The sequence below is a fragment of the Ruegeria sp. HU-ET01832 genome, assembly GCF_040371315.1.
In the GTDB taxonomy this organism is placed as follows: Bacteria; Pseudomonadota; Alphaproteobacteria; order Rhodobacterales; family Rhodobacteraceae; genus Ruegeria; species Ruegeria lacuscaerulensis_A.
The window spans coordinates 95,797-118,353 of record NZ_BAABWL010000005.1; the positions used below are offsets into that span (position 1 = coordinate 95,797).

Consider the following 22,557-nt stretch of genomic DNA (forward strand, 5'->3'; position numbering starts at 1 on the left):
CTGTGGTTAAATTCAAAGTGAAAGGAGTTCGCATCATGAGCCGTCGCCTGTTGATCGTCGAAGATGACGCAGACACCCGCGAGTTCATCGCCAAAGGCTTTGGCGAGGAAGGCTATGTGGTCGAACAGGCCGCAGATGGCCGCGAGGGCCTGTACCATGCCACCGATGGCGGGTTCGATGCCATCGTGCTGGACAGAATGCTGCCGGGGCTGGACGGATTATCTCTGATCCGTTCCCTTCGGGCTGCCGGAATGAAGACCCCGGTGTTGATGCTCACCGCAATGAGCGCCGTGGATGAGCGGGTCAAAGGGCTGCGGTCGGGCGCAGATGACTATCTGGTAAAACCTTTTTCGTTCCAAGAGTTACACGCCCGTATTGAAGCACTTTTAAGGCGACCACAGGAATCTGAGGAAAGTGCGACACTGACCTGTCGCGATCTCGAAATGGATCTGCTGACCCGCAAAGTAACGCGCGAAGGACACGAGATCACGCTGACACCGCGCGAATTTCAGATCCTCGAATACTTCCTGCGACGCAAGAACAGGGTGGTGTCCCGCACCATGTTGCTAGAAGGTGTGTGGGATTATCATTTCGACCCGAACACCAATGTTGTGGACGTCCATATCTCAAAACTGCGGAGGCAGTTGGATGAGGACGGTCGGACACCATTGATTGAAACCGTCCGCGGTGCTGGTTACATGATATCTGATGGATAACATACGGCTTTCGTTCAACAATTCCAGGACGCGCCTTGTCTTGGCCAGTATGGCCCTCAGCACATTGCTGACAGCGACGGTGCTTGCGCTGGTCTATGTAACAGCAAATCGCAGCATTGAGGGCGAAACGCGGTCGGTTGTGTCTGCAGAATTGACTGGCTTGGCGGATGAGTACGAACGTCGGGGATTGATCGGATTATTAACAGCCATTGAGCGCCGCCTGCCCTCGGCCTCAGAACGAGATGCGCTTTACCTGCTAACTGACCGATTTGGTGCGAAACTTGCTGGTAACCTGAAACAGTGGCCAGTCGATATCACCGCGGGCAGCGGTTGGGTCGAACTTGAGCTCCACCGGGCGGACAATGACCAGTTGGTACCGATTTCGGCGGCCTCGATCCGCCTACCTGGTGGAGAACGACTCTTGGTCGGTCGAGACGCGTTGGCGCGGCAACAATTTGACCGGGTTTTGTTACGTTCGGTTGGAATAGCGCTGGGAATTGCCCTGGCGCTGAGTGTTTTGACCGGATGGTTGTTTACCAGGTTGGTCTTTTCGCGCCTGTCCGACATTGCCAGCACCGCGGAAAACATAGTCTCTGGGGACTTGTCCCGCAGAATGCCAATGCGCGGGACCGGAGACGAGTTTGATCAGGTGGCTGGAACACTGAACACGATGCTGGACCGTATCGAGGAATTGATTAGCAATCTGCGCACGACTTCGAATTCCATTGCTCATGACCTCCGCTCCCCTCTGTCGCGTCTCAAACAAAGGGTCGAGGCGTTGTCGGACCCCGCCAAAACGGATCACGAAAGAGAAATCGATGTCGCCCGTGCATCCGTTGAAATCGACCATGTTTTGCGTGTGCTGGGTCAATTGACCGAGATTTCACGCGCCGAAGCCGGTGTCGGTCGTGAACAGTTCGAAACCGTCGATCTGCAGCAGCTTGTCGGAGATGTTGTGGAACTCTATGAACCGGTCGCCGCTGATCAGGGGTTAAATCTTGAAGTTGTGGGGTCGGTCGCTCCGATACAGGGTCACCGTCCACTGTTGTCTCAGGCGTTGTCCAACTTGCTCGAGAACGCCCTGCGATATGCTCCTGAACACACAGCGATAACTGTAACAGTCAGCGAAGATGGCCCTAACGCCATCCTTAGCGTTCGTGACCACGGCCCCGGAGTTCCACCAGAAGATCTGCCGCGCTTGCAGGTGCCATTTGTCACGCTGGATCCTGCCCGTACCGAGCGTAACTCAGGGCTTGGATTGGCCCTTGTCGCCGCGATTTCACATATGCATGGCGGTGCCTTCACTGCGCGTAATTGCAACCCCGGCCTTGAGGCGACAATCAAACTGGCACGCCATTAATCGCCATTATTTTGTTCTTGTAGCGTTTATCTTCCGTGACATCCGCGCCAAACCAGTCCGGAGGCGCATAGGCTAGCGCCTCGGGTTCAGAAAGGAATTCCACCTCGACCAGGCGCAACGGGGCTAGATCGCCGAAGAAGATATCCAACTCGAACACCCGACCATCTTCCATGCGGCCCGTGTACCGCTCTTTTTCGACCCGACGTCCGTCAGTTTCAGGCCAGAAGGTCTCAAATTGCTCTGCCGATATCTCTGCCTCACGTTCGATCCGTACCAATGACCCGGCGCCCTTTAACGTCAGGTAGTAGCGGTCGCCTTTTTGCCGCAGGCGCAGCTCGGTGGAATCATCAGGTGCAGTCAAATAACCCTGACGCACCACTGCCCTTTCAGCCCTGCTCAGATCGGGCAGTTCCGCCACCAGGAATTTACGTTCAATCTCGGCGCTCATCTTTTTGAAACCAATACATCTTCCAGTTCATCGAACAATGCCTGATAAGCGGCACAGGCTTGACTACGCGGAGCGTAGATACTGATCGGTGCGCGGTTCTGGCCCATGCGTTCAATATCTGCGGCAAACGGAATTACGGTCCGCAAAAACCTTTTACGGTACTGTTTGCGCATGCTTTCCATCGTTTCTTGGTGCAAGGACTTGCGTCGCTGAACCATCGAAAAGAAAGCCTTTATCTTCTTTCTGGGCAACTTCTTTTGCTCAAAGAAGCCAACCAACTGATCGAAAGTTCGTTCAGATAAAGTTGTGGGTATAACGGGCACGACGATCTGATCCGCTGCCTTGAAAATGTTCTCGGACAGGGTCGAAAAGTTCGGTGGGCAATCCAGTATGATTACGTCGTAGTCGCTCCCTGCACCAACCAAGGCCTTTTTCAACCGCGAGCGCTTGTTGCGCATTCGCGACAGAAACACGTCGAAGTCCCTAAATGTCATGTTGGCAGGCAGAACATCAAGCCCGTCGAAGTCGCTGGCACGGATGGACTTTGTAAACCTCTCAACGTCTTCGAAGAACGTGGCCTCAGTCAGCTTTTTGGACGGTTTTACGCGCAGATAAAAGCTGGATGCCCCCTGCGGATCAAGATCACACAAAAGAACAGTGCTCCCGTCCTTGGCAAAAGCGTAAGCTAGGTTAACTGACGTCGCGGTCTTACCAACCCCGCCCTTGTTGCTGTAACAGGCAATGATTTTCACGCCCTAATCCTCCTTTTGGTGAAACAGGCTGCGAAACGTGTTTCTGACTTGTGGGCTATCGAAGTTCTGGAAGTTAGCAATCACACGCGCGCGCTCGACTTTTTGCCTTTGATCCAAGACCGCAATAAGGCCTCCGACTGCCATCGCCAATTGCGCATCCGCTCGGTGCTGGGTGTTTGTCCGCTGCTGGATAAAGTCAATTAACGCCTCTTGCTGAACCGCAGCGTCATTGAAAAACCCAAGGTTATCTTGCAATTTTTTCAGAGGCTTGAGGATTTTTTTGAAAGCACTTTGGTCAAAGAGTCGGCCAAAAAACTCCATCAGGTAGCGTAACTTTTTGCAGTCAATCCTAAGATCATGAACCAAAGCATCTGGTGTTTCCCGAGTGATCATGCGCGCGCGTTTACAGACTTTACGATAACGCTTCCAAATCAACGCACAGGCGTAATCGTAAGCGCCGAGCTGCGCGTTGGGGCCGGGCTCAAAGTTGGATGCATCTGAAAACAGCTTCAAAGTCGCGCTGACGTGTTTATTGTATTTCGCTGATCGCAAACGCCTACACAACGCGGCCTGTACCTGCTTTCTCTCGTCTTCGAGCATTGTAAACATGATACCCGCACCATCATGAAGACTTGGCGGTAACAGTTTGAAATAATTATCCTTATCTAGCAGATAGACATCCAGATCCCGCACCCGCCCGGTTGGCGCCATAAGATCAGAAAACGTTCGTTTCAACTTGATGGTTTGCCGCTCAGAAAAAACGCCTTTAAACAGGCTGAGAACTGACCGCACGCGCCGCAGGGACACGCGGTAGTCGTGAAGAAACTCGGTATCAATGTCCGCAAGCAACCCCGCCTCATTCTGCCGCGCGACGGTCAGGAAGGTATGGATCAGGTCAGTCGCCACCTCGACCGAAGGCTCGGTCTTTCCCAGTCTTATTTCTGGCTTTGCCCGGTAAGAAACAGCGTCTGGAAAGAGGGTAACGCACAGAGATTCCAGTCCAACATTCACGTCCAAATCTATGTTATTACGCAATAATTGAAATGTTCGATCATAGCCTTTCATGCGCCCAAATGTCAGAATACAGGCTTGGCCGCGCTCCGACGTCAACGTTGTCAACACCCCCCGCACCTGCGTTTTTTGCAGGTCGTCTAAGACAGATAAATCTTGGGTCGACATCACACCTGATCCGATGCGCATAAACGCTCGCAGTTTCGGAAAATCACCCAGTGCATCGCGAACGGGGCCAGCAGTAAGATCGCTTAGAAAACAGCCTTCTGCCCGACCTTTCTGCGTCAAGACCATACCGTCGCCGACCAATTTCAGTTCATCGGATATCTGGAAAAGTACGCGACCCGTGGCTCGGATTGACTGTTCGTGACAATCCAAGACATGAAAAGGCTGGTGCGAAAGCCCTTTTTCGACCGATAAAACATACCCTTTTAGGCGTGACGAAATACGCCGCGCGTCGAAGCCGCCTGCCAAAATGAAAACAGCGTCAGTATCCGTCATCGCAAACAACCCCTGCCCGATGAGACAAGACGCTGTCAGGAGATGGCGATTCCGCCCCGAAATCAACCCTTTCTCACGCCTGCACAGGGCTTGGCGAACTTGCCGATGACAGAGCCGACGCATCGGGCTAAGACGTGACTATGTCTGATCCTGTTTCCTCGATCCGAAACCTTGGCCCTGCATTCGAACAGGCCTGTGCCCGCGCCGGCATCCATTCGGCAAAGCAGTTGCGCGATCTGGGTGCGGATGCTGCGTATACCCGCCTGCTGCGCAGTGGCTCGCGCCCACATTTCATCGGCTATTACGTGCTGGTGATGGGGCTGCAGGGGCGTCCATGGAACGACTGCAAAGGCGAGGAGAAGAAGGCGCTGCGCGAACGGTTCGATGCGATCAAGGCCGGGGTCAGTACCGCGTCTGAGATGCAGATCATCGCTGATCTGGATGCGATCGGCGTGCGGGTCTCGGCTGCGGACCTCAAACCCGAATGAAAAAGGCCGCACCCGGTGACGGGAGCGGCCCTGAATTCTACTGTGGCTAAAGTTTAGCCGACCAGTTCAATGCCCGAGAAGAAATAGGCGATTTCTACCGCTGCGGTCTCAGGTGCGTCGGAACCGTGGACCGAGTTTTCGCCAACCGATTCAGCAAACTCGGCACGGATGGTGCCGGCCGCTGCGTCTGCAGGGTTGGTTGCGCCCATGACTTCGCGGTTCTTGGCAATGGCGCCTTCGCCTTCCAGAACCTGAACAACGACCGGAGCCGACGACATGAACTCGCACAGCTCGTCATAGAACGGACGCTCGGCGTGGACTTCGTAGAACTTGCCAGCTTGCTCTTTGGTCATGTGGATGCGCTTTTGCGCAACGATGCGCAGGCCTGCGTCTTCAAACTTGGCGTTGATCTTGCCAGTCAGGTTGCGGCGGGTTGCATCGGGTTTGATGATCGAGAATGTGCGTTCCAGTGCCATGTCGGCCTCTCCTTACAATGTGGCGCGTGGTGTGCGCCGAAATCCATCGCGCGCCGCCTAGCACGGTATTTAGTCCAAGAAAAGTGTTATATGGCGTGGCGCTCAGATCGTGTCCGGCAATGGGTCCAACTGGTCGACCCGGCGAACATAGAGGATCGACAGAAGCCCGGCGAAACTGCTGAGACACATCATGCCAAGAACGAGATAAGGACCATTCTCGGCAGTAACCAAGGCCCCGGTGGCCATGGTCAGCACGGCTCCCAACGCCACGGTCATCGCGCCCGACAATCCCGCCGCGCTGCCCGCCAGTTGCGGACGCACTGACATCAGCCCGGCAGTCGCATTGGCCACAGTCAACCCGTTGCCGAACCCCACCAGAATGGCTGATCCGAAAAACGTCCAGACGCTGCCGCCTTCGGCCGCGAAGACCACGAACCCCATCAATGGCCCGACCGACGCTATTACCCGGCCTGTCAGGATCATGGAATTCAGCCGGGCCCGCACCGCAAGCCGCCCGGTCAGATAGCTGCCCGCCATGAACCCCAGCGTGATGATCCCGATCCCCAGCCCCAGCAGCGCGGGGTTCAGATCGAACCAAGTGGCTGCAACCAAAGGCGCGCCGGTGATGAAGGCATAGAACCCTCCAATCGAGAATGCGGCGCAGAAGGAATAACCCCAGAAGCGGCGTGAGTTGAAGAGCTGCGGATATAGCCGCATTTGCGCGGCGAAAGTGGCCGTTGTGTTTGTGTTGGTCTCGCCCAGATCGACCCATATCAGCGCCAGCAGACCTGCGCCCAGCAGAGCATACAAAACAAACCCGGCCCGCCAGCCAAACAGCATCTCGAGCAGACCGCCCAGCATCGGCCCCAGCATGGGGGCCAGCGCCATGGCCATCGAGACATAGCCTAGTTTGGCAGCGGCCTCATTCGGTGGGTGCATGTCGCGGATCGCGGCGCGGGCCAGCACCTGCCCCGCGATCACCGCGCCCTGCAGCATTCGGAACCCAAGAAACACCCAGATCGAATTTGCCAGCGCACAGCCGATTGAGGCCACCACGAAGATAACCATGCAGACCAGCAAAACCGGCCTGCGCCCGAAGCGGTCGGACAAAGGTCCCATGATCAGCTGCAGCACCGCCGACAACGCCAGATAACCCGCGACCGACAGGTTCACCAACGCATAGTCCGCCTCTAGCGATACGCCTATGGCGGGCAGAGACGGCAGGAACATGTTCAGTGACAGCACTGACAACCCGGTCAGCAGGACCAGTGTGATCATCGACGGTGGTGTCTGCGCGGGCTTCATCGAGGGTTCCAGTTCACTCAAACATGTCAGCGCTATCACACTGATCGCATGATGAACATGCCAAGCCGCTGGCGGCGGCATCACGGCTCTGCTAAGAGCGGCCCATGCTACGGATCGAAGACATCAATTACGCCGTCGAAGGCCGCCCTTTGTTCGATGGGGCCAGTGCAACCATTCCCGATGGGCACAAGGTTGGGCTTGTGGGCCGCAACGGCACCGGCAAGACAACTCTGTTCCGCCTGATCCGAGGGGAACTGGCGCTGGAATCGGGCAATATCGTGCTGCCCAAACGCGCGCGGATCGGCGGTGTGGCGCAAGAGGTGCCCTCCTCCGATGTCTCGTTGATCAACACCGTTCTGGCGGCTGATGCCGAGCGTAGTTCCCTGATGGCCGAGGCCGACAGCGCCACCGACCCCTCGCGCATTGCCGAGATTCAGACTCGCCTTGCCGATATCGACGCCTGGTCCGCCGAAGCCCGCGCAGCCTCGATACTGAAAGGTCTGGGGTTCGATGATGAGGATCAGCTAAAACCCTGCTCGGATTTCTCGGGCGGCTGGCGGATGCGGGTTGCGCTGGCAGCAGTGCTTTTTTCGCAGCCCGACCTGCTGCTGCTGGACGAACCGACCAACTATCTGGACCTTGAAGGCGCGCTGTGGCTGGAAAGCTATCTGGCCAAATACCCTCACACGGTCATCATCATCAGCCACGACCGCGGGCTGTTGAACCGCGCGGTGGGGTCGATCCTGCATCTGGAAGATCGCAAGCTGACCTACTACGCGGTGCCCTATGACAAGTTCGCCGAACGCCGCGCCGAACGTATTGCGCAGGCGGAATCGGAGAACGCCAAGGCCAAGGCCCGCATCGCCCATCTGCAAAGCTTCGTGGACCGTTTCCGCGCCAAGGCCACAAAGGCCGTGCAGGCCCAGTCGCGCCTGAAGATGATCGAGCGCATTCAGCTGGTCTCAACCCCGCAAGAGGCCGCCCTGCGCGCGTTTTCCTTCCCCGAGCCCGAGGAATTGTCGCCCCCGATCATTCACCTTGAGGGCGGTATTACAGGCTATGGCGACACCGAAGTGCTGCGCCGTCTGAACCTGCGCATTGATCAGGATGACCGCATCGCCCTGCTGGGTAAGAACGGTCAGGGCAAATCGACTCTGTCGAAACTGCTGTCCGACCGCCTGCCCCTGATGGCAGGCAAGATGACCCGCAGTTCCAAGCTGCGCATCGGCTATTTCGCGCAGCATCAGGTGGATGAGCTGTATGTGGACGAAACCCCTCTGGACCACCTGCGCCGCCTGCGCCCGGATGAGGCACCGGGCAAATGGCGATCCCGTCTGGCCGGGTTTGGCCTGAACGCCGATCAGGCGGATACAGAGGTCGGGCGTCTGTCGGGCGGTCAGAAAGCACGCCTGTCGCTGCTGCTGGCCACGATCGACGCGCCGCATATGCTGATCCTGGACGAGCCGACCAACCACCTGGACATCGAAAGCCGCGAAGCGCTGGTCGAAGCGCTGACTGCCTATTCCGGCGCGGTGGTTCTAGTCAGCCACGACATGCACCTGCTGTCGCTGGTTGCGGATCGGCTGTGGCTTGTCTCGGACGGGTCGGTAAAGCCGTTCGAGGGCGATTTGGAGGCCTATCGTGCCCTGCTGCTGGCCCGCGACAAGCCGGTCAAGGAAAAGCCTGCCGCCGCGAAGCCAAAACGCCCCTCGCGGGATGCGATGCTGGCCCTTCGCGCCGATCTGCGCAAATGCGAAGAACGGATTGAGAAGCTGACGGATATGCATGAAAAGCTGTCTGCAAAACTTGCCGATCCGGCCTTGTATGAAGACGATCGGATCAACGATCTGGAAACCTGGAATCGCAAATTCGCTGAGGTGGTTGAAGCGATGCAAAAAGCCGAAGCCCTTTGGGTGTCCGCCGCAGAACGTCTGGAGGAAGCCGAAGCGTCATGACTTCCCCAGTCACCGAAACTAAAGACATGATTGCCGGTATGCGCCCCGCGCTTCAGCCCGGTGAATATGCCTTTGTTATCTGGCCGCCCGACGCAGAATGGCCAAGGGGCACGCTGGCCAGCTGTATCGAGGCCGAGGGCCTTTCGCTGATCGTTCCATTCGAGGCAGCGCAGAACGGCGCTGTACCTATGCGCTGCATTACCCTGCAGGTGCATTCCTCGCTTGAAGGTGTCGGCCTCACCGCTGCCGTCTCAAGTGCGCTTGCGCAAGCTGACATTCCGGCAAACATGGTTGCGGGGTATCACCATGACCATGTTTATGTTCCCAGCGATCAGGCCGATAAGGCCGTGGCAATCCTGACAGAACTTCAGGGCGGTGCCACAGAATGATCGACCTAGCCTTTTTCGTCACCGCATTCACCACCCTGTTCGTGGTGATCGACCCGTTTGGCACCACGCCCATCTTCGTTGCGCTGACACAGGATATGGATGCCGCAACCCGCCGCAAAACCGCGATCCGTAGCTGCCTGACCGCCGTTTGCATCCTGATCGCCTTTGCTGCCTTTGGCGAGGCGGTGCTTGGCTTTGTTGGCATCTCGATGGAGGCGTTCCGCGTCGCTGGTGGGGCATTGCTGTTCCTGACCGCGCTGGACATGCTGTTCGACCGCCGCACCAAACGGCGCGAGGACCGGGCTGAGGAAGAGGAACACCCCGACCCGTCCGTGTTCCCGTTGGCCATTCCGTTGATCGCGGGGCCGGGCTCGATTGCCACGATCATCCTGCTGGCCGGGCAGCACCCCGGCGTTCTGGGTATCGTCGAGGCTTGCATCGTCATGCTGGCCGTCATGGCCGTTGTTTTCATTTTTTTCCTGTCGGGTGGCGTGATCGCGCGCATTCTGGGCAAAACCGGTTTGAACGTGCTGACCCGTTTGTTGGGAATGCTGCTGGCGGCTCTGTCTGTTCAGTTCATATTGGATGGTCTCAAAGCCTTTGGTTTTGCGTCCTGACCCCCCATATATCTTTCAATGGAATTGGATAGGATGATGGTATGGACGGCGACAGCTTTGCACGTTTGGCATATTTGAGCCTGCTTGGCGCGGCTGTTGTGGCGTGGTTTTTTTCGCAAAACCGGCAATCCCTGAACAAAACCTTGCAACAGGCGATGGCCTGGGTGTTCATTTTCATTGGCGTTATCGCCGTGGTCGGCCTATGGGAAGATATCCGCTCAACTGTTGGTCCTTCGCCTCAGATGACCGTAACCGGCGAGGTGATCGAGGTCCCCCGTGCGTATGATGGTCACTACTATCTGCCGGTCGAGGTTAACGGCCAGTCGATCACCTTTCTTGTTGATACAGGAGCCAGCCAGATTGTGCTGGCCCAGCGCGACGCCGAACGTCTGGGCATTGATACTGATCAGTTGAACTATATCGGCCGCGCCGCAACGGCGAATGGCGAGGTCCGGACGGCACCGGTGCGTCTGGATACGCTGACGCTGGGCCCGGTTACAGACCGCAATGTCTCGGCCTGGGTAAATGAAGGAGAGCTGTTCCAGTCGCTGCTGGGCATGGACTATCTGCATCTTTTCTCGAACATTCAGTTTGCGGATGGGCGCATGATCCTGTCTCGCTGACTTCAATCCCCCATTGAGAACAAAATAAGAACATGCTAACCTGAATGCATGTCTGCACATCTTCTTGATCGTAAAGCCAAACGCACAGCAGCGGGCCTGGCACTGCATCCTCAGATCACCTTACAACTGGGCCGCGTGCACGAAGCCTGTGGCCCTGCTCGACGCAGTTTCGCCACCTGGCTGGCCGGCCAGACGCAAGGTCCCGTGCTGTGGATTTCCCCCGCGTGGGAGCCGGGCCAGTTGAACCCTGACGGCATGATGCCCTTTGTCGATCCCGGCCGCTTCATCTTTGTCCACCCAACCCGCACCGAGGATATTTTATGGTGTCTGGAAGAAGCCCTGCGCAGCGGGGCGATCCCGCTGATCATCGGTGACCTGCCTGGTGCGCCCAGCCTGACGCCCGTGCGCCGAATGCATCTGGCCGCCGAACAGGGGGGCACGCTGGGGCGGGCTCCGCTGGGGCTGTTGCTGACACCGGGTGATGGCGGCGCGCAGGGGGTTGAGACGCGCTGGCACATGGCCGCGAACCATACTCAAGAGGCCCGCCGCTGGACCCTAACCCGCCGCCGTGCCCGCGCCCTGCCCCCGGTCACATGGCAGGCCACCCAGACCAAACCGCGCGCGGGATTGAACCTGCAAAGAACGGCAACCGACGAGGTATCGGCGTGACACCACAGCGTGATCACGAAAGAAGTGACTAGCCAACCCCTACCCTGCGCCCTAGCGTTCCGGGAATGAGCCACGCAATCCACGACAGCCGCTATTCTTGGCTACGCCTTACAATCACGCTTGCCATCGCGATGGTGGCGAATGTGGGCATGTGGGCGGTCATCGTGGTCATGCCCGCGATTGAGACACAGTTCGACGCGGGGCGGGCCGAAGCCTCGCTACCTTACGTTATGACCATGATCGGCTTTGCGCTGGGAAACATGTGGCTGGGGCAACTGGTCGATCGGCTGGGTGTGACCAAAGCGTTGATCGGAGCGGCCGTGCTCAGCACCGTCAGCTATGTGCTGGCAACCCTTGCTCCGAACATGGTCATGCTGTCGCTGGCACATCTGTTAGTGGGGCTGGGCACCTCGATCGGGTTTGGTCCGCTGATCGCCGATATCTCGCACTGGTTCATGAAGCGGCGCGGCATTGCCGTGGCACTGGTGGCCAGCGGCAACTACCTGTCGGGCGCGATCTGGCCCACCCTTCTGTCCGATATTCTGGCGCGCGACGGCTGGCAGCAGGTCTATCTGACGCTGGCTCTAATAACTCCGGTGGTTGTCATCCCCCTGTCCCTATTGCTGCGACGTCAGGTTCCGCCTGAGGCGCATCAGACCGCAGCCGCGAGCGCCAGCATCAAGGCAAGCAGCGTCGGGATCTCGCCGCGCGCGTTGCAATACATTCTGGGTCTGGCCGGGATCGGGTGTTGCGTTGCGATGTCGATGCCGCAGGTCCATATCGTCTCGTATTGCGTCGGGCTGGGCTATGGGCCCGCCGTCGGGGCCGAGATGCTGTCACTGATGTTGCTAGGCGGCGTGGTTAGCCGCGTGATTTCCGGGATGGTAGCCGACAAGCTGGGCGGGCTGATGACCCTGCTGATCGGGTCAATACTGCAATGCATCGCTCTGTTTCTGTTCCTGCCCTATGACGGGATGGTTTCGCTTTACATCATCAGCCTCATGTTCGGGCTGGCACAGGGTGGGATCGTACCCAGCTATGCGCTGGTTGTGCGCGAATACATGCCTCCGCAAGAGGCCGGAGCCCGCGTGGGCTTTGTGATGATGATGACCATCATGGGGATGGCTCTGGGCGGCTGGATGTCAGGTTGGATTTACGACGTAACCGGAAATTATCAATTGGCCTTTATCAACGGCATTCTATGGAACGGGCTGAACATCGCAATCCTGCTGATGTTGCTGAAGCGCTCGCGCCCCCGCAGGCAGGAGGTCATGGTATGACCCAAGTAACACGACGCGCCGTACTGGCAGGCTTGGCTGTACTGACCCTTGCGGGTTCAGCACTGGCTGCGCCGCGCACGTACCAATTGGTGCCGGATGGAACATCGGTCGATTTCACCTTTGACCTTTCCGGCATCTCACAATCCGGCACCATGCCCATCGAATCCGCCGACATTCGGATCGACCTGAACGACCTGCTGAACAGCCGTGTGGACGTGATCCTGAACGTCGCCAAAGCGCGGACCAAGCTGCCATTCGCCCGCAAACCCATGCTGAGCGAGAGCGTCCTGGATGCCGAAGGGTTTCCAACCATCCATTTTGTGTCAACAAGCGTACAACTTGGTGAAAGCGGCCGCATCTCTCAGGGTGCCAAGATCAGCGGGGATTTGACCGTTCGTGGGGTCACCCGCCCGATCGAGTTGAAAGCCGATCTGTTTCGCCCACCCGGCAGTGCCGCTGACAATCTGAACGATCTGTCCATCCGCCTGACCGGAGAGTTGAACCGGCACGATTTCGGAGCGTCAGGCTATGCTGATCTTGTACAGGACACCGTAGGCTTGGACATCCGGGCGGAAATCCAAAGCTCACAATAGCCGAAAAACGACGCGTCAAGGTCGATAAGCTGCGCGCATCTAGCTGCGGATGTCCCAAGGTGGTGTCGTTATGCGCACGATGATTTCTTTTGCCGCCCTGTTTCTTTCGGTTATTCTGCTGCAGTTGTCGACCGGCGGCGTGGGGCCGCTTGACGCCATCTCGGGACTGACGCTGGACTTTTCAACCGAGCAGATTGGTATGCTCGGATCCGCGCATTTCATTGGCTTTTTTGTGGGTTGCTGGTGGGCGCCTCGTCTTATGGGCAGCGTGGGGCATTCCCGCGCCTTTGCTGTCTGTACGGCATTGGGCGCGATGGGGTTGCTGGGGCATACTCTGACAGAAAACCCCAACGTCTGGGCCGTGCTACGGATCGCGTCAGGCACCTGTGTCGCTGGGTGTTATACGGTGATTGAGGCATGGCTGAACGCCAAGGTCACCAACGAGTCGCGTGGCCGCGTCATGGGCAGTTACCGCATCGCCGATCTGGGAGCGTCGCTTTGCGCCCAGTTGATCATCGCCGTGCTGCCGCCCGCATCTTATGTCTCATACAACTTGCTGGCCATTTTATGCTGTGCCTCGCTGTTGCCGCTGACCTTGACCAAGGCCAGCCAACCTAAAACACCCGACGCGCCTCGCCTGCGTCCTAAATTGGCATGGCGCAGTTCACCACTGGCTGTGGCGGGCGTGATCGTCGCGGCGCTCAGCTCGGCATCCTTCCGCATGGTCGGGCCAGTCTATGGACAAGAAGTCGGACTTGGCGTCGACCAGATTGCTTTCTTTCTGGCGTCCTTCGTTCTGGGCGGGGCACTGGCGCAATACCCGGTAGGTTGGTTGGCAGACAAGTATGACCGTCGCTGGGTGTTGATCTGGCTGTCTGCCGCAGCGGTCCTGAGTTGCGGCATCACAATGGCAGCCGGTGGGGCGGGAACAATAGGCGTGATGTTGGCTGCGGGTATCTTTGGATTGACGACTTTCCCGATCTTTTCCGTCTCGTCTGCGCACGCAAACGACTTTGCCACAACCGAAGAACGGGTCGAGCTTTCAGCCGCATTGATGTTCTGGTTTGCGCTGGGTGCGATCGCCTCACCCTATGTATCGTCTAACCTGATTCAGCAGTTCGGTCCCGGCGCGTTGTTTGCTTTTGTTGCTTTGGGTCATGTCTTCCTGATCGTATTTGGCCTGGCACGAATGCGGTCGCGTCCGACACCGGATGAGCGAACAAACTATGTCTACGCTCCACGAACATCCTTCACGATTGGGCGACTGCTGAAACGGTCACGTGAGGCCGACAAAAACAGCCGCTGAACCGGTCGAATTGAGTTAACAAATAACACCACACGCAAAAGCCGGGCTTTTGCTGCCCGGTTACATAAGGTAGACGGGCGCGCAGACAGTTACGTGGACACGCAAAATGGCTCGGATTCTCATCACCTCGGCGATCCCCTACATCAACGGGATCAAGCACCTCGGCAACCTGATCGGCTCGCAGCTGCCGGCTGATCTGTACGCGCGCTATCAACGTGGCCGCGGGAATGAGGTGATGTTCCTGTGCGCCACCGACGAACACGGAACCCCGGCGGAACTCGCCTCCGCCAAGGCGGGTAAGCCTGTGGCCGAATACTGCGCCGAGATGCATGGCGTTCAGGCCGATATCGCAAACCGGTTCGGACTGAGCTTTGATCACTTTGGCCGGTCGTCCAGCGATCAGAACAAGCACCTGACCCAGCATTTCGCGGGCAAACTTGACGAGGCCGGGCTGATCCGTGAGGTCAGCGAAAAACAGGTCTATTCCAACGCCGATGGCCGGTTCCTGCCCGACCGCTATATCGAGGGGACCTGCCCCAATTGCGGCTATGACCGGGCACGCGGCGATCAGTGTGAGAACTGTACCAAACAGTTGGACCCCACCGACCTGATCGAGCCGCGCAGCGCGATCAGCGGCTCGACTGATCTTGAGGTCCGCGAGACCAAGCACCTGTATCTGCGTCAATCCGCGATGAAAGATCAGCTGGATGCGTGGATCGACAGCAAAGCTGACTGGCCAATCCTGACCACCTCGATTGCCAAGAAATGGTTGCATGACGGAGACGGCCTGCAGGATCGTGGTATCACCCGCGATCTGGACTGGGGCGTTCCGGTCAAGAAAGGCGATCAGGACTGGCCGGGAATGGAAGGCAAAGTCTTCTATGTCTGGTTCGACGCGCCGATCGAATATATCGCCTGTGCCAAGGAATGGGCCGATGCCAGTGGAAAACCGGATGCCGAGTGGGAACGCTGGTGGCGCACCGACAAAGGCGCAGATAACGTGCGCTATGTGCAGTTCATGGGCAAAGATAACGTGCCCTTCCATACGCTCAGCTTCCCGGCCACCATTCTGGGATCAGGCGAGCCGTGGAAGATGGTCGATCACCTGAAATCCTTCAACTATCTGAACTATGATGGTGGCCAGTTCTCGACCTCTCAGGGTCGCGGCGTATTTATGGATCAGGCGCTTGAGATCCTGCCCGCCGATTACTGGCGCTGGTGGCTGCTGAGCCATGCGCCCGAAAGCAGCGACAGCGAGTTCACATGGGAAAATTTCCAGCAGTCGGTGAACAAAGACCTGGCCGACGTGCTGGGCAACTTTGTCAGCCGGATCACCAAGTTCTGCCGTTCGAAATTTGGTGAGGCCGTGCCTGAGGGTGGCGTTTTTGGTGAGCGTGAACAAGAGCTTATCGCAGAGCTCACCCGCCGGGTCCGCGCCTATGAAGGTTTTATGGAATCGATGGAGGTCCGCAAATCAGCGCAAGAACTGCGTGCGATTTGGGTCGCGGGCAACGAATACCTGCAATCCGCCGCGCCCTGGTCAACCTTCAAGGAAGACCCGGCACAGGCTGCCGCACAAGTACGCCTTGGTCTAAACCTGATCCGACTTTACGCCGTATTAAGCGCACCGTTCATCCCCACCACCTCGGCTCGGATGCTGAGCGCGATGAACACGCTGGACACCGATTGGCCAGAAGACATCGCAGCCGCGTTGAACGCCCTGCCCGCTGGTCATGAATTTGCTGTTCCAGATGTTCTTTTCGCCAAGATTACCGATGAACAGCGCGATGACTGGCAAACTCGTTTTGCTGGCACCCGCGACTGACGGTTCACGACATCACAAGAACACAGGGGGCCTTGGTGGCCCCTTTTTCGTTTAGGGTCGCCTCAATTCGGCACATCAGTGAGTAAATATCGGGATCATCAGCATAATTTCCGCCACCAAAAAGCCGGGTCGCGGCGTTCAACACGCTTGAGAAATCAACTTAAAACCGCCATCCTCACAGAGAGTTTAGTCGACTCGGCCGCCCTGCAAGTGCCGAGGCGCGTACAGTTTTACTTCAGTGAGGCGATTGCAATGCCCCTTTCACAGACGATTTCCAGACACTGCCTATCCAGCGTGACGCCGGCTTTCGTGCGGCGCGCGACCGCGGCGGCTTTGATTGGGGTGGCATCAACAGCCACGGCGCAAGACCAAAGCGAAGCCCCGCCGCCCAAGGTTTCTATTGCTGCGGCCTACACTCAGGAAATAACCGAAGAAGCGACGTTTATCGGCCGCGCCGAGGCGCTGGACAAAGCCGATATTGTTGCCCGCGTCGGTGGTTTTCTGGACAGCCAGAACGTCGAAGATGGGGCTTTGGTAAACGAAGGCGATCTGCTGTTCACTATCGAACCCGACCTTTACCAAGCGACATTGGATGCCAGGAATGCGGATCTGGACCGCGCTGAAGCGAACTTGGAATTGGCCAAGGTCGAACTGGCTCGTAAACAGGAACTCTACGAACGGGATGCCACACCAGAATCTGAGCGTGATATCGCGCGCGCCAATGAACTGGTCGCCGAGGCCGAAGTCAAATCCGCAAAAGCAGCGATCCAGCAGGCAGAACTGGATCTGAGCTATACCCAGATACACGCCCCCTTCACCGGCCGTATCGGCCGTGTCGCCATCAGCGTCGGCGACGTCGTTGGCCCCACAAACCCGCCATTGGTAAACATTGTCAGCGAGGCGCCAATTTACGTCAATTTTTCGCTGAACGAAAAACAGTTCACCTCGGTTTTAGAAACGGTTGGCGAAAATGCAGCCACTCTGGCGGAAAGCAACAAAAGTCCGGTCGTCAAGTTGATCCTGCCCAACGGATCAGAGTTGGACGAGACCGGCCAGATCGTGTTCGTTGACAACCGCATCGACCCACTCACCGGCGCAATCACGATGCGCGCCGAATTTCAAAATGATAAACGTCTGATCGTGGATGGGGCTTTCCTGTCCGTACAGATTGAAGCACTCGAACCCACCCTGGAAGTTCTGGTTCCGCAAGCTGCACTGCAACGCGACCAGCGTGGTGACTTTGTTCTGGTGGTGAATGACCAGCAAATGGTTGAACAACGCTACATCACCACAGGCACGACCGAAGGGACAGCGATCATTGTAAAGGATGGCCTGCGTGAAGGTGAAAGCGTGATCGTTGAGGGCCTGCAGCGGGTGCGTCCCGGCGTGGCTGTAGATGCTGTAGTCGCCTCTGAGCAGCCGGGAGAGTAAAGAATGTTCTCTGCCCTGTTCATCAGCCGGCCCAAGCTGGCACTTGTTATTTCGTTGGTGCTGACCATCATGGGCGGTATCGGCTATCTGGTTCTGCCGGTTGCGCAATTTCCAGACATCACACCGCCCGTGGTTAGCGTTTCGACCACGTACACCGGCGCCAATGCCGAAACCGTAGAAAACACCGTCGCCGCGCCGATTGAGGCTCAGGTCAATGGTGTGGACGACATGATCTATATGACGTCGACTTCATCGGATAACGGCTCCTACTCGTTGAATGTCACATTCGAGGTCGGCACCGACCCCGATATCGCATCTGTCAACGTGCAGAACCGCGTGGCGCAAGCGATGTCGTCGTTGCCGACGGAAGTGACCGCGTCCGGTGTGGTGACCCAAAAAGCATCCACCAATATGCTGCTGTTGGTGACGCTGACGTCGCCAAACGGGACATATGACAGTGTTTTCCTTTCCAACTATGCCTCAATCAATCTGAAAGACGCGCTGGCGCGGGTTCAGGGGGTAGGCAAAGCGGATGTTCTGACCAATCTGGAATACGCGATGCGGATCTGGATGGACCCTGACAAAATGGCCGGCCTGTCCATCACACCCGGCGATGTGATCAGCGCCATTCGTGAACAAAACGTCGAGGTTTCGGCAGGCTCAATCGGCGCACCTCCGGTGCCTGAAGGGCAAACGTTTCAATATACCATCAAAACCAAAGGACGCCTGACATCCGCCAACGAATTCGGTGAGATTGTCATTCGCACCGGAGATGCAGGCGCCATCGTGCGTGTCAAAGACATCGCCCGGGTCGAGCTTGGGGCACAGTACTACGCCGCTTCGGGCTATTTCCAAAGCGTACCTGCGACGGTCATCGGCATCTATCAGGCGCCGGGCGCAAATGCGCTGGCTGTTTCGGAACGGGTGCAGGCTGAACTTGACCGGCTGTCTCGGTCATTCCCGACAGATGTAGAATATGCTGTGCCGTTCAATACCACCGACTTTGTTGAACAGTCGCTGAACGATGTGGTCTCCACCCTGATCCTGACATTCATTTTGGTGATCTCGGTGGTGTTTGTCTTTCTTGGCAGTTGGCGAGCAACCATCATTCCAGCGGTCGCAATCCCCGTGTCTTTGATCGGGACCTTTGCCTTCTTACTGCTATTTGGAATGTCCCTGAACACGATTTCGCTGTTCGCCTTGGTTTTGGCCATTGGGATCGTGGTCGATGACGCCATTGTGGTGGTCGAAAACGTCGAGCGTATCATCGCAGAAGAAGGCCTGCCTCCGGCCGAGGCGACCCGCAAAGCGATGGGCCAGATAACCGGTCCCGTCATCGCGACAACGCTGGTTCTTTTGGCGGTTTTCGTCCCCGTGACCTTCATGCCCGGCATCTCGGGTCGGCTCTACTCGCAGTTCGCCGTGACGATCTCGACCGCGGTTGTGATCTCATCGATCAACGCATTAACGCTGTCGCCCGCACTTTGTGGTCTTGTGCTGCGCGCACGATCTGGTCCACCGACAGGGTTGCTGGCTGTGTTCGAGCGGTTCATCGGTTCGGTGCGTTCAGGCTATGTCGCCATCGTGCGCCGGTTGCTGATCCTGCCGATCGTTGCGCTGGGGATCATCGTAGCTTTGGCGATGGGGACCGGGACAATCATGTCCAAAACCTCCAGCGGGTTCCTGCCGCTTGAAGATAACGGCTACTTGTTCGTCGATGTGCAATTGCCCGATGCGGCAACTCTGGAACGTACCGAAGTTGTCACCAAGCGCGTGGATGACCAAATCCGGGAAATTCCGGGTGTGGCCAACACGGTTCTGATTAACGGCTTCTCGATCCTGAACGGGACGTCGACCAACGGTGCCGCGATCTTTGTGAACCTCGACAACTGGGACGAACGTCAGGAAGACGACCTGAGCGCAAATGCCATTCTGGAGAAGGTGCTGGCCATTGCATATGGCGAGACCGCTGCATCCATCGTGGCCTTTAACCCACCCCCCATTCAGGGCCTTGGCAACTCGGCCGGGGTCGAGATGGAAGTCCAACAAACCGGTGGGGGTACCCCACAGGACCTCGCCTCGGCCGTTGGGTCGTTTGTCTATGCCGCGAACCAGCGCCCCGAGATTGGGCAAGCCTACACGACCTTCCGGGCGAACGTGCCGCAGCTGTTCGTCGATCTGGACCGTGAAAAGGCCAAGACACTGCAAGTGTCAGTCGCCGAAGTGTTCCAGACCATGCAAGCGCAATTGGGATCCTACTACGTCAATGACTTCAACCTGTTCGGACGGGTGTATCGTGTGATGATCCAGGCGGACGGGACGTATCGGGACAATGTCGACGATATCTCGAACCTGTATGTGCGGTCGCAAAAGGGTGAAATGGTTCCTCTGGGCACTCTGATCGACGTTGAAAACGTTCTGGGCCCGGTTTTGCTGAAACGTCACAACCTGTTCCGTTCGGCCACGGTCACGGCTGTCCCCGCCGAGGGGCTATCGACCGGCGACGCCATCTCTGTCATGACCGAAGAATCTGCGAGCGCCCTGCCCCCCGGATACGCGTTTGAATGGACCGGCACGGCCCAGCAGCAGCTGGCCTCGGGCGGTCTGGTGATCGTGATCCTTGGACTGGCGATCTTGTTCGGATACCTGTTCCTTGTCGGACAATACGAAAGCTGGTCGCTTCCAGTTTCCATTCTGCTGTCTGTGATTGTCGCGCTTTTCGGAGCGGTTGCTGCCGTAGCTATCGTTGGCAGCGACATCAACTTATATACGCAGATCGGGATGATCATGCTTGTGGGGCTGGCGTCTAAGAACGGCATCCTCATCGTGGAATTCGCGATGGAACAGCGCGCCAAAGGACTATCAGTCAAAGAAGCCGCCGCCGAAGCTGCCCATCAGCGTTTCCGCGCGGTGATGATGACAGCGCTGTCCTTCCTTTTGGGGGTCGTTCCACTCTTGGCCGCTAACGGAGCAGGTGCAGCCAGCCAGAAAGCGATTGGTGTGGCTGTGTTCGGCGGAATGCTGGCCGCTACCCTGATCGGCGTGATCCTCGTTCCAGTTCTCTACGCCCTGCTGCAAGGCTTGCGAGAATGGTTAAAGGGCACCAAGGATGATCCTGGCCCCGCTGAGGAAACCGCCTGAACCCAAAAGCCCCGCCATTTGAGCGGGGCTTTTTTTCTAGCGGTTTTCGATCCAGTCTTGGATATGGGCGATCTGATCCTGCGTCAGTCTTAGGCCCAGTTTATTGCGCCGCCAGACGATGTCTTCGGCGCTGCGCGCGTATTCCTTCTCGACCAGCCACTCCAACTCTTTCGAGGTCAGATTCGCGCCGAAATCTTCTCCCAAATCCTCGGCGATTTGCGCGTCACCCAGAATTGTACGAGCCTCAGTGCCATACGCGCGAACCAAGCGTTCTGCCCATGCCCTGTCTAGAAAGGCATAATCAGCTTCCAAACCTGCTATCACATCCTGCACACCATCAACGGGAAAGTCACCTCCTGGCAGGGACACACCAGCCGTCCATGGCCCCGGCAGATCAGAGAAATGCTCTGCCACCTTCTCCATCGCGCTTTCAGCCAGCCGTCGATAGGTGGTGATTTTTCCCCCGAACACGTTCAAAACCGGGGCACCACCTGTCGCATCGACCTTAAGCGTATAATCACGGGTCGCAGCAGTGGCGCTGCTGGCCCCATCGTCATACAAAGGTCGCACGCCGGAATAGGTCCAGACGATGTCGTCACGCGTGATCGGCTGCTCGAAATACTTCGTCGCAAAGGTGCAGAGGTATTCTTGCTCGACCTCGGTGCAGACTGGCGGCTCTGATGGATTGGGGTGGTCCTGATCAGTGGTTCCAATCAGGGTAAAATCTCTCTCATACGGTATGGCAAAGATGATGCGGCCATCTTCGCCCTGAAAAAAGTAACACTTATCGTGGTCAAACAGCCTGCGCGTTACAATATGACTGCCTCGGACCAGACGAACCCCCTCGCGAGAGTTCACACGTATCTTGGTCTGTATGATATCCCCGACCCACGGCCCGCCCGCATTGATCAACATCTTCGCGCGGACGACGCGGGTTTCATCGGTTCCCTTATTGCGGATCGTGACGTGCCAGAGGTCCGCAACACGTTCGGCCGAAAGAACCTCGGTCCGCACCATGATATTTGCACCTCGGGCTTCGGCGTCGCGGGCGTTCAATACAACCAGCCGGGAATCTTCGATCCAGCAGTCCGAGTATTCATAGGCCATTTCAAACTTGCTTTTCAGCGGGGCACCTTCAGGCGCAGATCGCAGATCCAAAGAGGAGGTGCCGGGCAAAATCTTGCGCCCTCCAAGGTGATCATACATGAACAAGCCTAGCCGGATCAGCCAGGCCGGACGACGCCCCCGCATCCATGGCATTACAGTGCTTAACAGCCGCGAAGTCGGCGTATCCGAGTCGAACCGCATGTCCTCGTGATACGGCAGGACGAAGCGCATCGGCCAACTGATATGCGGCATCGCGCGCAGCAGTGTTTCGCGTTCAATCAGTGCCTCGCGTACAAGGCGGAATTCGAAGTACTCCAAATATCGCAAACCACCATGAAACAGCTTGGTCGAGGCCGACGAGGTGGCAGACGCCAGATCGTTCATCTCGGCCAAGGTAACCGACAATCCGCGCCCGGCCGCGTCGCGGGCAATGCCACAACCATTGATCCCTCCGCCGATAATGAAAAGGTCGGCCACATCGTCTGTTTGCACTGTCATACCCGGTGAGTCCCGATGTTGAAAATCTGCCGCCATTAACCCGGTGTGACCTTGGGTCGTCAACGA

General features: G+C 57.5%; 20 protein-coding genes. 14 read left to right on the forward strand and 6 right to left on the reverse strand.

Annotated features, from left to right (window positions below; all coding sequences use genetic code 11):
- Positions 1-35 precede the first annotated feature (35 nt).
- Both ABWV79_RS15540 and ABWV79_RS15545 read left to right on the forward strand, forming a co-directional pair.
- Positions 36-716, forward strand: a complete 681-nt coding sequence (locus ABWV79_RS15540; RefSeq protein ID WP_170352976.1) for a response regulator transcription factor — start codon at positions 36-38, stop codon at positions 714-716.
- A complete protein-coding gene (locus ABWV79_RS15545; RefSeq protein WP_353393041.1) occupies positions 709-2,076 on the forward strand; it encodes a sensor histidine kinase in 1,368 nt (455 codons plus the stop codon). The genes ABWV79_RS15540 and ABWV79_RS15545 overlap by 8 nt, the downstream gene beginning before the upstream one ends.
- On the opposite strand, the gene ABWV79_RS15550 is transcribed toward ABWV79_RS15545, so the two are convergent.
- From ABWV79_RS15550 to ABWV79_RS15560, 3 genes are read right to left on the reverse strand one after another with little or no spacing between them, the layout of a single operon-like run.
- Positions 2,057-2,524: a CYTH domain-containing protein gene (locus ABWV79_RS15550; RefSeq protein ID WP_170352972.1), complete on the reverse strand. Its 468-nt coding sequence runs from the start codon at positions 2,522-2,524 to the stop codon at positions 2,057-2,059. The genes ABWV79_RS15545 and ABWV79_RS15550 overlap by 20 nt on opposite strands.
- Positions 2,521-3,276, reverse strand: coding sequence for a ParA family protein (locus ABWV79_RS15555; RefSeq protein ID WP_353393043.1), 756 nt, complete (start codon positions 3,274-3,276; stop codon positions 2,521-2,523). The genes ABWV79_RS15550 and ABWV79_RS15555 overlap by 4 nt, the downstream gene beginning before the upstream one ends.
- A gap of 3 nt (positions 3,277-3,279) precedes the next feature.
- Positions 3,280-4,788, reverse strand: a complete 1,509-nt coding sequence (locus ABWV79_RS15560; RefSeq protein ID WP_353393045.1) for a CHAD domain-containing protein — start codon at positions 4,786-4,788, stop codon at positions 3,280-3,282.
- Positions 4,789-4,928: 140 nt separating this feature from the next.
- Here ABWV79_RS15560 and ABWV79_RS15565 point away from each other — a divergent pair, with 140 nt between their 5' ends.
- The gene (locus tag ABWV79_RS15565) at positions 4,929-5,276 is read left to right on the forward strand and encodes a TfoX/Sxy family protein (protein ID WP_353393047.1); all 348 of its coding nucleotides are present in this window, start codon (positions 4,929-4,931) and stop codon (positions 5,274-5,276) included.
- Between the two features lie 53 nt (positions 5,277-5,329).
- On the opposite strand, the gene ndk is transcribed toward ABWV79_RS15565, so the two are convergent.
- Both ndk and ABWV79_RS15575 read right to left on the reverse strand, forming a co-directional pair.
- A complete protein-coding gene (ndk, locus tag ABWV79_RS15570) occupies positions 5,330-5,752 on the reverse strand; it encodes a nucleoside-diphosphate kinase (RefSeq protein ID WP_170352964.1) in 423 nt (140 codons plus the stop codon).
- 102 nt (positions 5,753-5,854) lie between these two features.
- Positions 5,855-7,057 carry a multidrug effflux MFS transporter gene (locus tag ABWV79_RS15575; protein WP_353393049.1) on the reverse strand — a complete coding sequence of 401 codons (1,203 nt, stop codon included), beginning with the start codon at positions 7,055-7,057 and terminating at the stop codon, positions 5,855-5,857.
- Between the two features lie 104 nt (positions 7,058-7,161).
- Here ABWV79_RS15575 and ABWV79_RS15580 point away from each other — a divergent pair, with 104 nt between their 5' ends.
- The 11 genes from ABWV79_RS15580 (at position 7,162) to ABWV79_RS15630 (ending at position 20,886) form a co-directional block, all read left to right on the forward strand.
- Entirely contained in the window at positions 7,162-9,012 is a 1,851-nt protein-coding gene (locus tag ABWV79_RS15580) for an ABC-F family ATP-binding cassette domain-containing protein (protein WP_353393051.1), read from the forward strand.
- Positions 9,009-9,401 carry an ACT domain-containing protein gene (locus ABWV79_RS15585; protein WP_353393053.1) on the forward strand — a complete coding sequence of 131 codons (393 nt, stop codon included), beginning with the start codon at positions 9,009-9,011 and terminating at the stop codon, positions 9,399-9,401. Before ABWV79_RS15580 ends, ABWV79_RS15585 begins: the two co-directional genes overlap by 4 nt.
- Complete coding sequence (locus ABWV79_RS15590) at positions 9,398-10,018, forward strand: MarC family protein (protein ID WP_170352956.1); 621 nt, start codon at positions 9,398-9,400, stop codon at positions 10,016-10,018. Before ABWV79_RS15585 ends, ABWV79_RS15590 begins: the two co-directional genes overlap by 4 nt.
- A gap of 41 nt (positions 10,019-10,059) precedes the next feature.
- Positions 10,060-10,641, forward strand: coding sequence for a retropepsin-like aspartic protease family protein (locus tag ABWV79_RS15595; protein WP_170352955.1), 582 nt, complete (start codon positions 10,060-10,062; stop codon positions 10,639-10,641).
- 48 nt (positions 10,642-10,689) lie between these two features.
- The gene (locus ABWV79_RS15600) at positions 10,690-11,310 is read left to right on the forward strand and encodes an ImuA family protein (protein WP_353393055.1); all 621 of its coding nucleotides are present in this window, start codon (positions 10,690-10,692) and stop codon (positions 11,308-11,310) included.
- A gap of 65 nt (positions 11,311-11,375) precedes the next feature.
- The gene (locus tag ABWV79_RS15605; protein ID WP_353393057.1) at positions 11,376-12,590 is read left to right on the forward strand and encodes an MFS transporter; all 1,215 of its coding nucleotides are present in this window, start codon (positions 11,376-11,378) and stop codon (positions 12,588-12,590) included.
- Positions 12,587-13,183, forward strand: coding sequence for a YceI family protein (locus ABWV79_RS15610; protein ID WP_353393059.1), 597 nt, complete (start codon positions 12,587-12,589; stop codon positions 13,181-13,183). Before ABWV79_RS15605 ends, ABWV79_RS15610 begins: the two co-directional genes overlap by 4 nt.
- Positions 13,184-13,253: 70 nt before the next feature.
- Positions 13,254-14,489: an MFS transporter gene (locus ABWV79_RS15615; protein ID WP_170750812.1), complete on the forward strand. Its 1,236-nt coding sequence runs from the start codon at positions 13,254-13,256 to the stop codon at positions 14,487-14,489.
- A gap of 106 nt (positions 14,490-14,595) precedes the next feature.
- Positions 14,596-16,314, forward strand: a complete 1,719-nt coding sequence (metG, locus tag ABWV79_RS15620; protein WP_353393061.1) for a methionine--tRNA ligase — start codon at positions 14,596-14,598, stop codon at positions 16,312-16,314.
- Between the two features lie 252 nt (positions 16,315-16,566).
- Entirely contained in the window at positions 16,567-17,745 is a 1,179-nt protein-coding gene (locus ABWV79_RS15625) for an efflux RND transporter periplasmic adaptor subunit (protein WP_353393063.1), read from the forward strand.
- A gap of 3 nt (positions 17,746-17,748) precedes the next feature.
- Positions 17,749-20,886, forward strand: a complete 3,138-nt coding sequence (locus tag ABWV79_RS15630) for an efflux RND transporter permease subunit (protein ID WP_170352941.1) — start codon at positions 17,749-17,751, stop codon at positions 20,884-20,886.
- Between the two features lie 36 nt (positions 20,887-20,922).
- Here the strand turns inward: ABWV79_RS15630 and glpD are convergent, their stop codons facing one another.
- Positions 20,923-22,491, reverse strand: coding sequence for a glycerol-3-phosphate dehydrogenase (glpD, locus tag ABWV79_RS15635; RefSeq protein ID WP_353393065.1), 1,569 nt, complete (start codon positions 22,489-22,491; stop codon positions 20,923-20,925).
- Positions 22,492-22,557 lie beyond the last annotated feature (66 nt).

Coding starts and splice junctions, on each gene's coding strand:
- ABWV79_RS15605 (WP_353393057.1), top strand. CDS start 11,376: ATGAGCCACGCAATCCACGACAGCCGCTATTCTTGGCTACGCCTTACA.
- ABWV79_RS15610 (WP_353393059.1), top strand. CDS start 12,587: ATGACCCAAGTAACACGACGCGCCGTACTGGCAGGCTTGGCTGTACTG.
- ABWV79_RS15575 (WP_353393049.1), bottom strand. CDS start 7,057: ATGAAGCCCGCGCAGACACCACCGTCGATGATCACACTGGTCCTGCTG.
- ABWV79_RS15540 (WP_170352976.1), top strand. CDS start 36: ATGAGCCGTCGCCTGTTGATCGTCGAAGATGACGCAGACACCCGCGAG.
- ABWV79_RS15625 (WP_353393063.1), top strand. CDS start 16,567: ATGCCCCTTTCACAGACGATTTCCAGACACTGCCTATCCAGCGTGACG.
- ABWV79_RS15560 (WP_353393045.1), bottom strand. CDS start 4,788: ATGACGGATACTGACGCTGTTTTCATTTTGGCAGGCGGCTTCGACGCG.
- ABWV79_RS15595 (WP_170352955.1), top strand. CDS start 10,060: ATGGACGGCGACAGCTTTGCACGTTTGGCATATTTGAGCCTGCTTGGC.
- metG (WP_353393061.1), top strand. CDS start 14,596: ATGGCTCGGATTCTCATCACCTCGGCGATCCCCTACATCAACGGGATC.
- ABWV79_RS15630 (WP_170352941.1), top strand. CDS start 17,749: ATGTTCTCTGCCCTGTTCATCAGCCGGCCCAAGCTGGCACTTGTTATT.
- ndk (WP_170352964.1), bottom strand. CDS start 5,752: ATGGCACTGGAACGCACATTCTCGATCATCAAACCCGATGCAACCCGC.
- ABWV79_RS15615 (WP_170750812.1), top strand. CDS start 13,254: ATGCGCACGATGATTTCTTTTGCCGCCCTGTTTCTTTCGGTTATTCTG.
- ABWV79_RS15565 (WP_353393047.1), top strand. CDS start 4,929: ATGTCTGATCCTGTTTCCTCGATCCGAAACCTTGGCCCTGCATTCGAA.
- ABWV79_RS15550 (WP_170352972.1), bottom strand. CDS start 2,524: ATGAGCGCCGAGATTGAACGTAAATTCCTGGTGGCGGAACTGCCCGAT.
- ABWV79_RS15590 (WP_170352956.1), top strand. CDS start 9,398: ATGATCGACCTAGCCTTTTTCGTCACCGCATTCACCACCCTGTTCGTG.
- ABWV79_RS15585 (WP_353393053.1), top strand. CDS start 9,009: ATGACTTCCCCAGTCACCGAAACTAAAGACATGATTGCCGGTATGCGC.
- ABWV79_RS15545 (WP_353393041.1), top strand. CDS start 709: ATGGATAACATACGGCTTTCGTTCAACAATTCCAGGACGCGCCTTGTC.
- ABWV79_RS15580 (WP_353393051.1), top strand. CDS start 7,162: ATGCTACGGATCGAAGACATCAATTACGCCGTCGAAGGCCGCCCTTTG.
- ABWV79_RS15600 (WP_353393055.1), top strand. CDS start 10,690: ATGTCTGCACATCTTCTTGATCGTAAAGCCAAACGCACAGCAGCGGGC.
- glpD (WP_353393065.1), bottom strand. CDS start 22,491: ATGACAGTGCAAACAGACGATGTGGCCGACCTTTTCATTATCGGCGGA.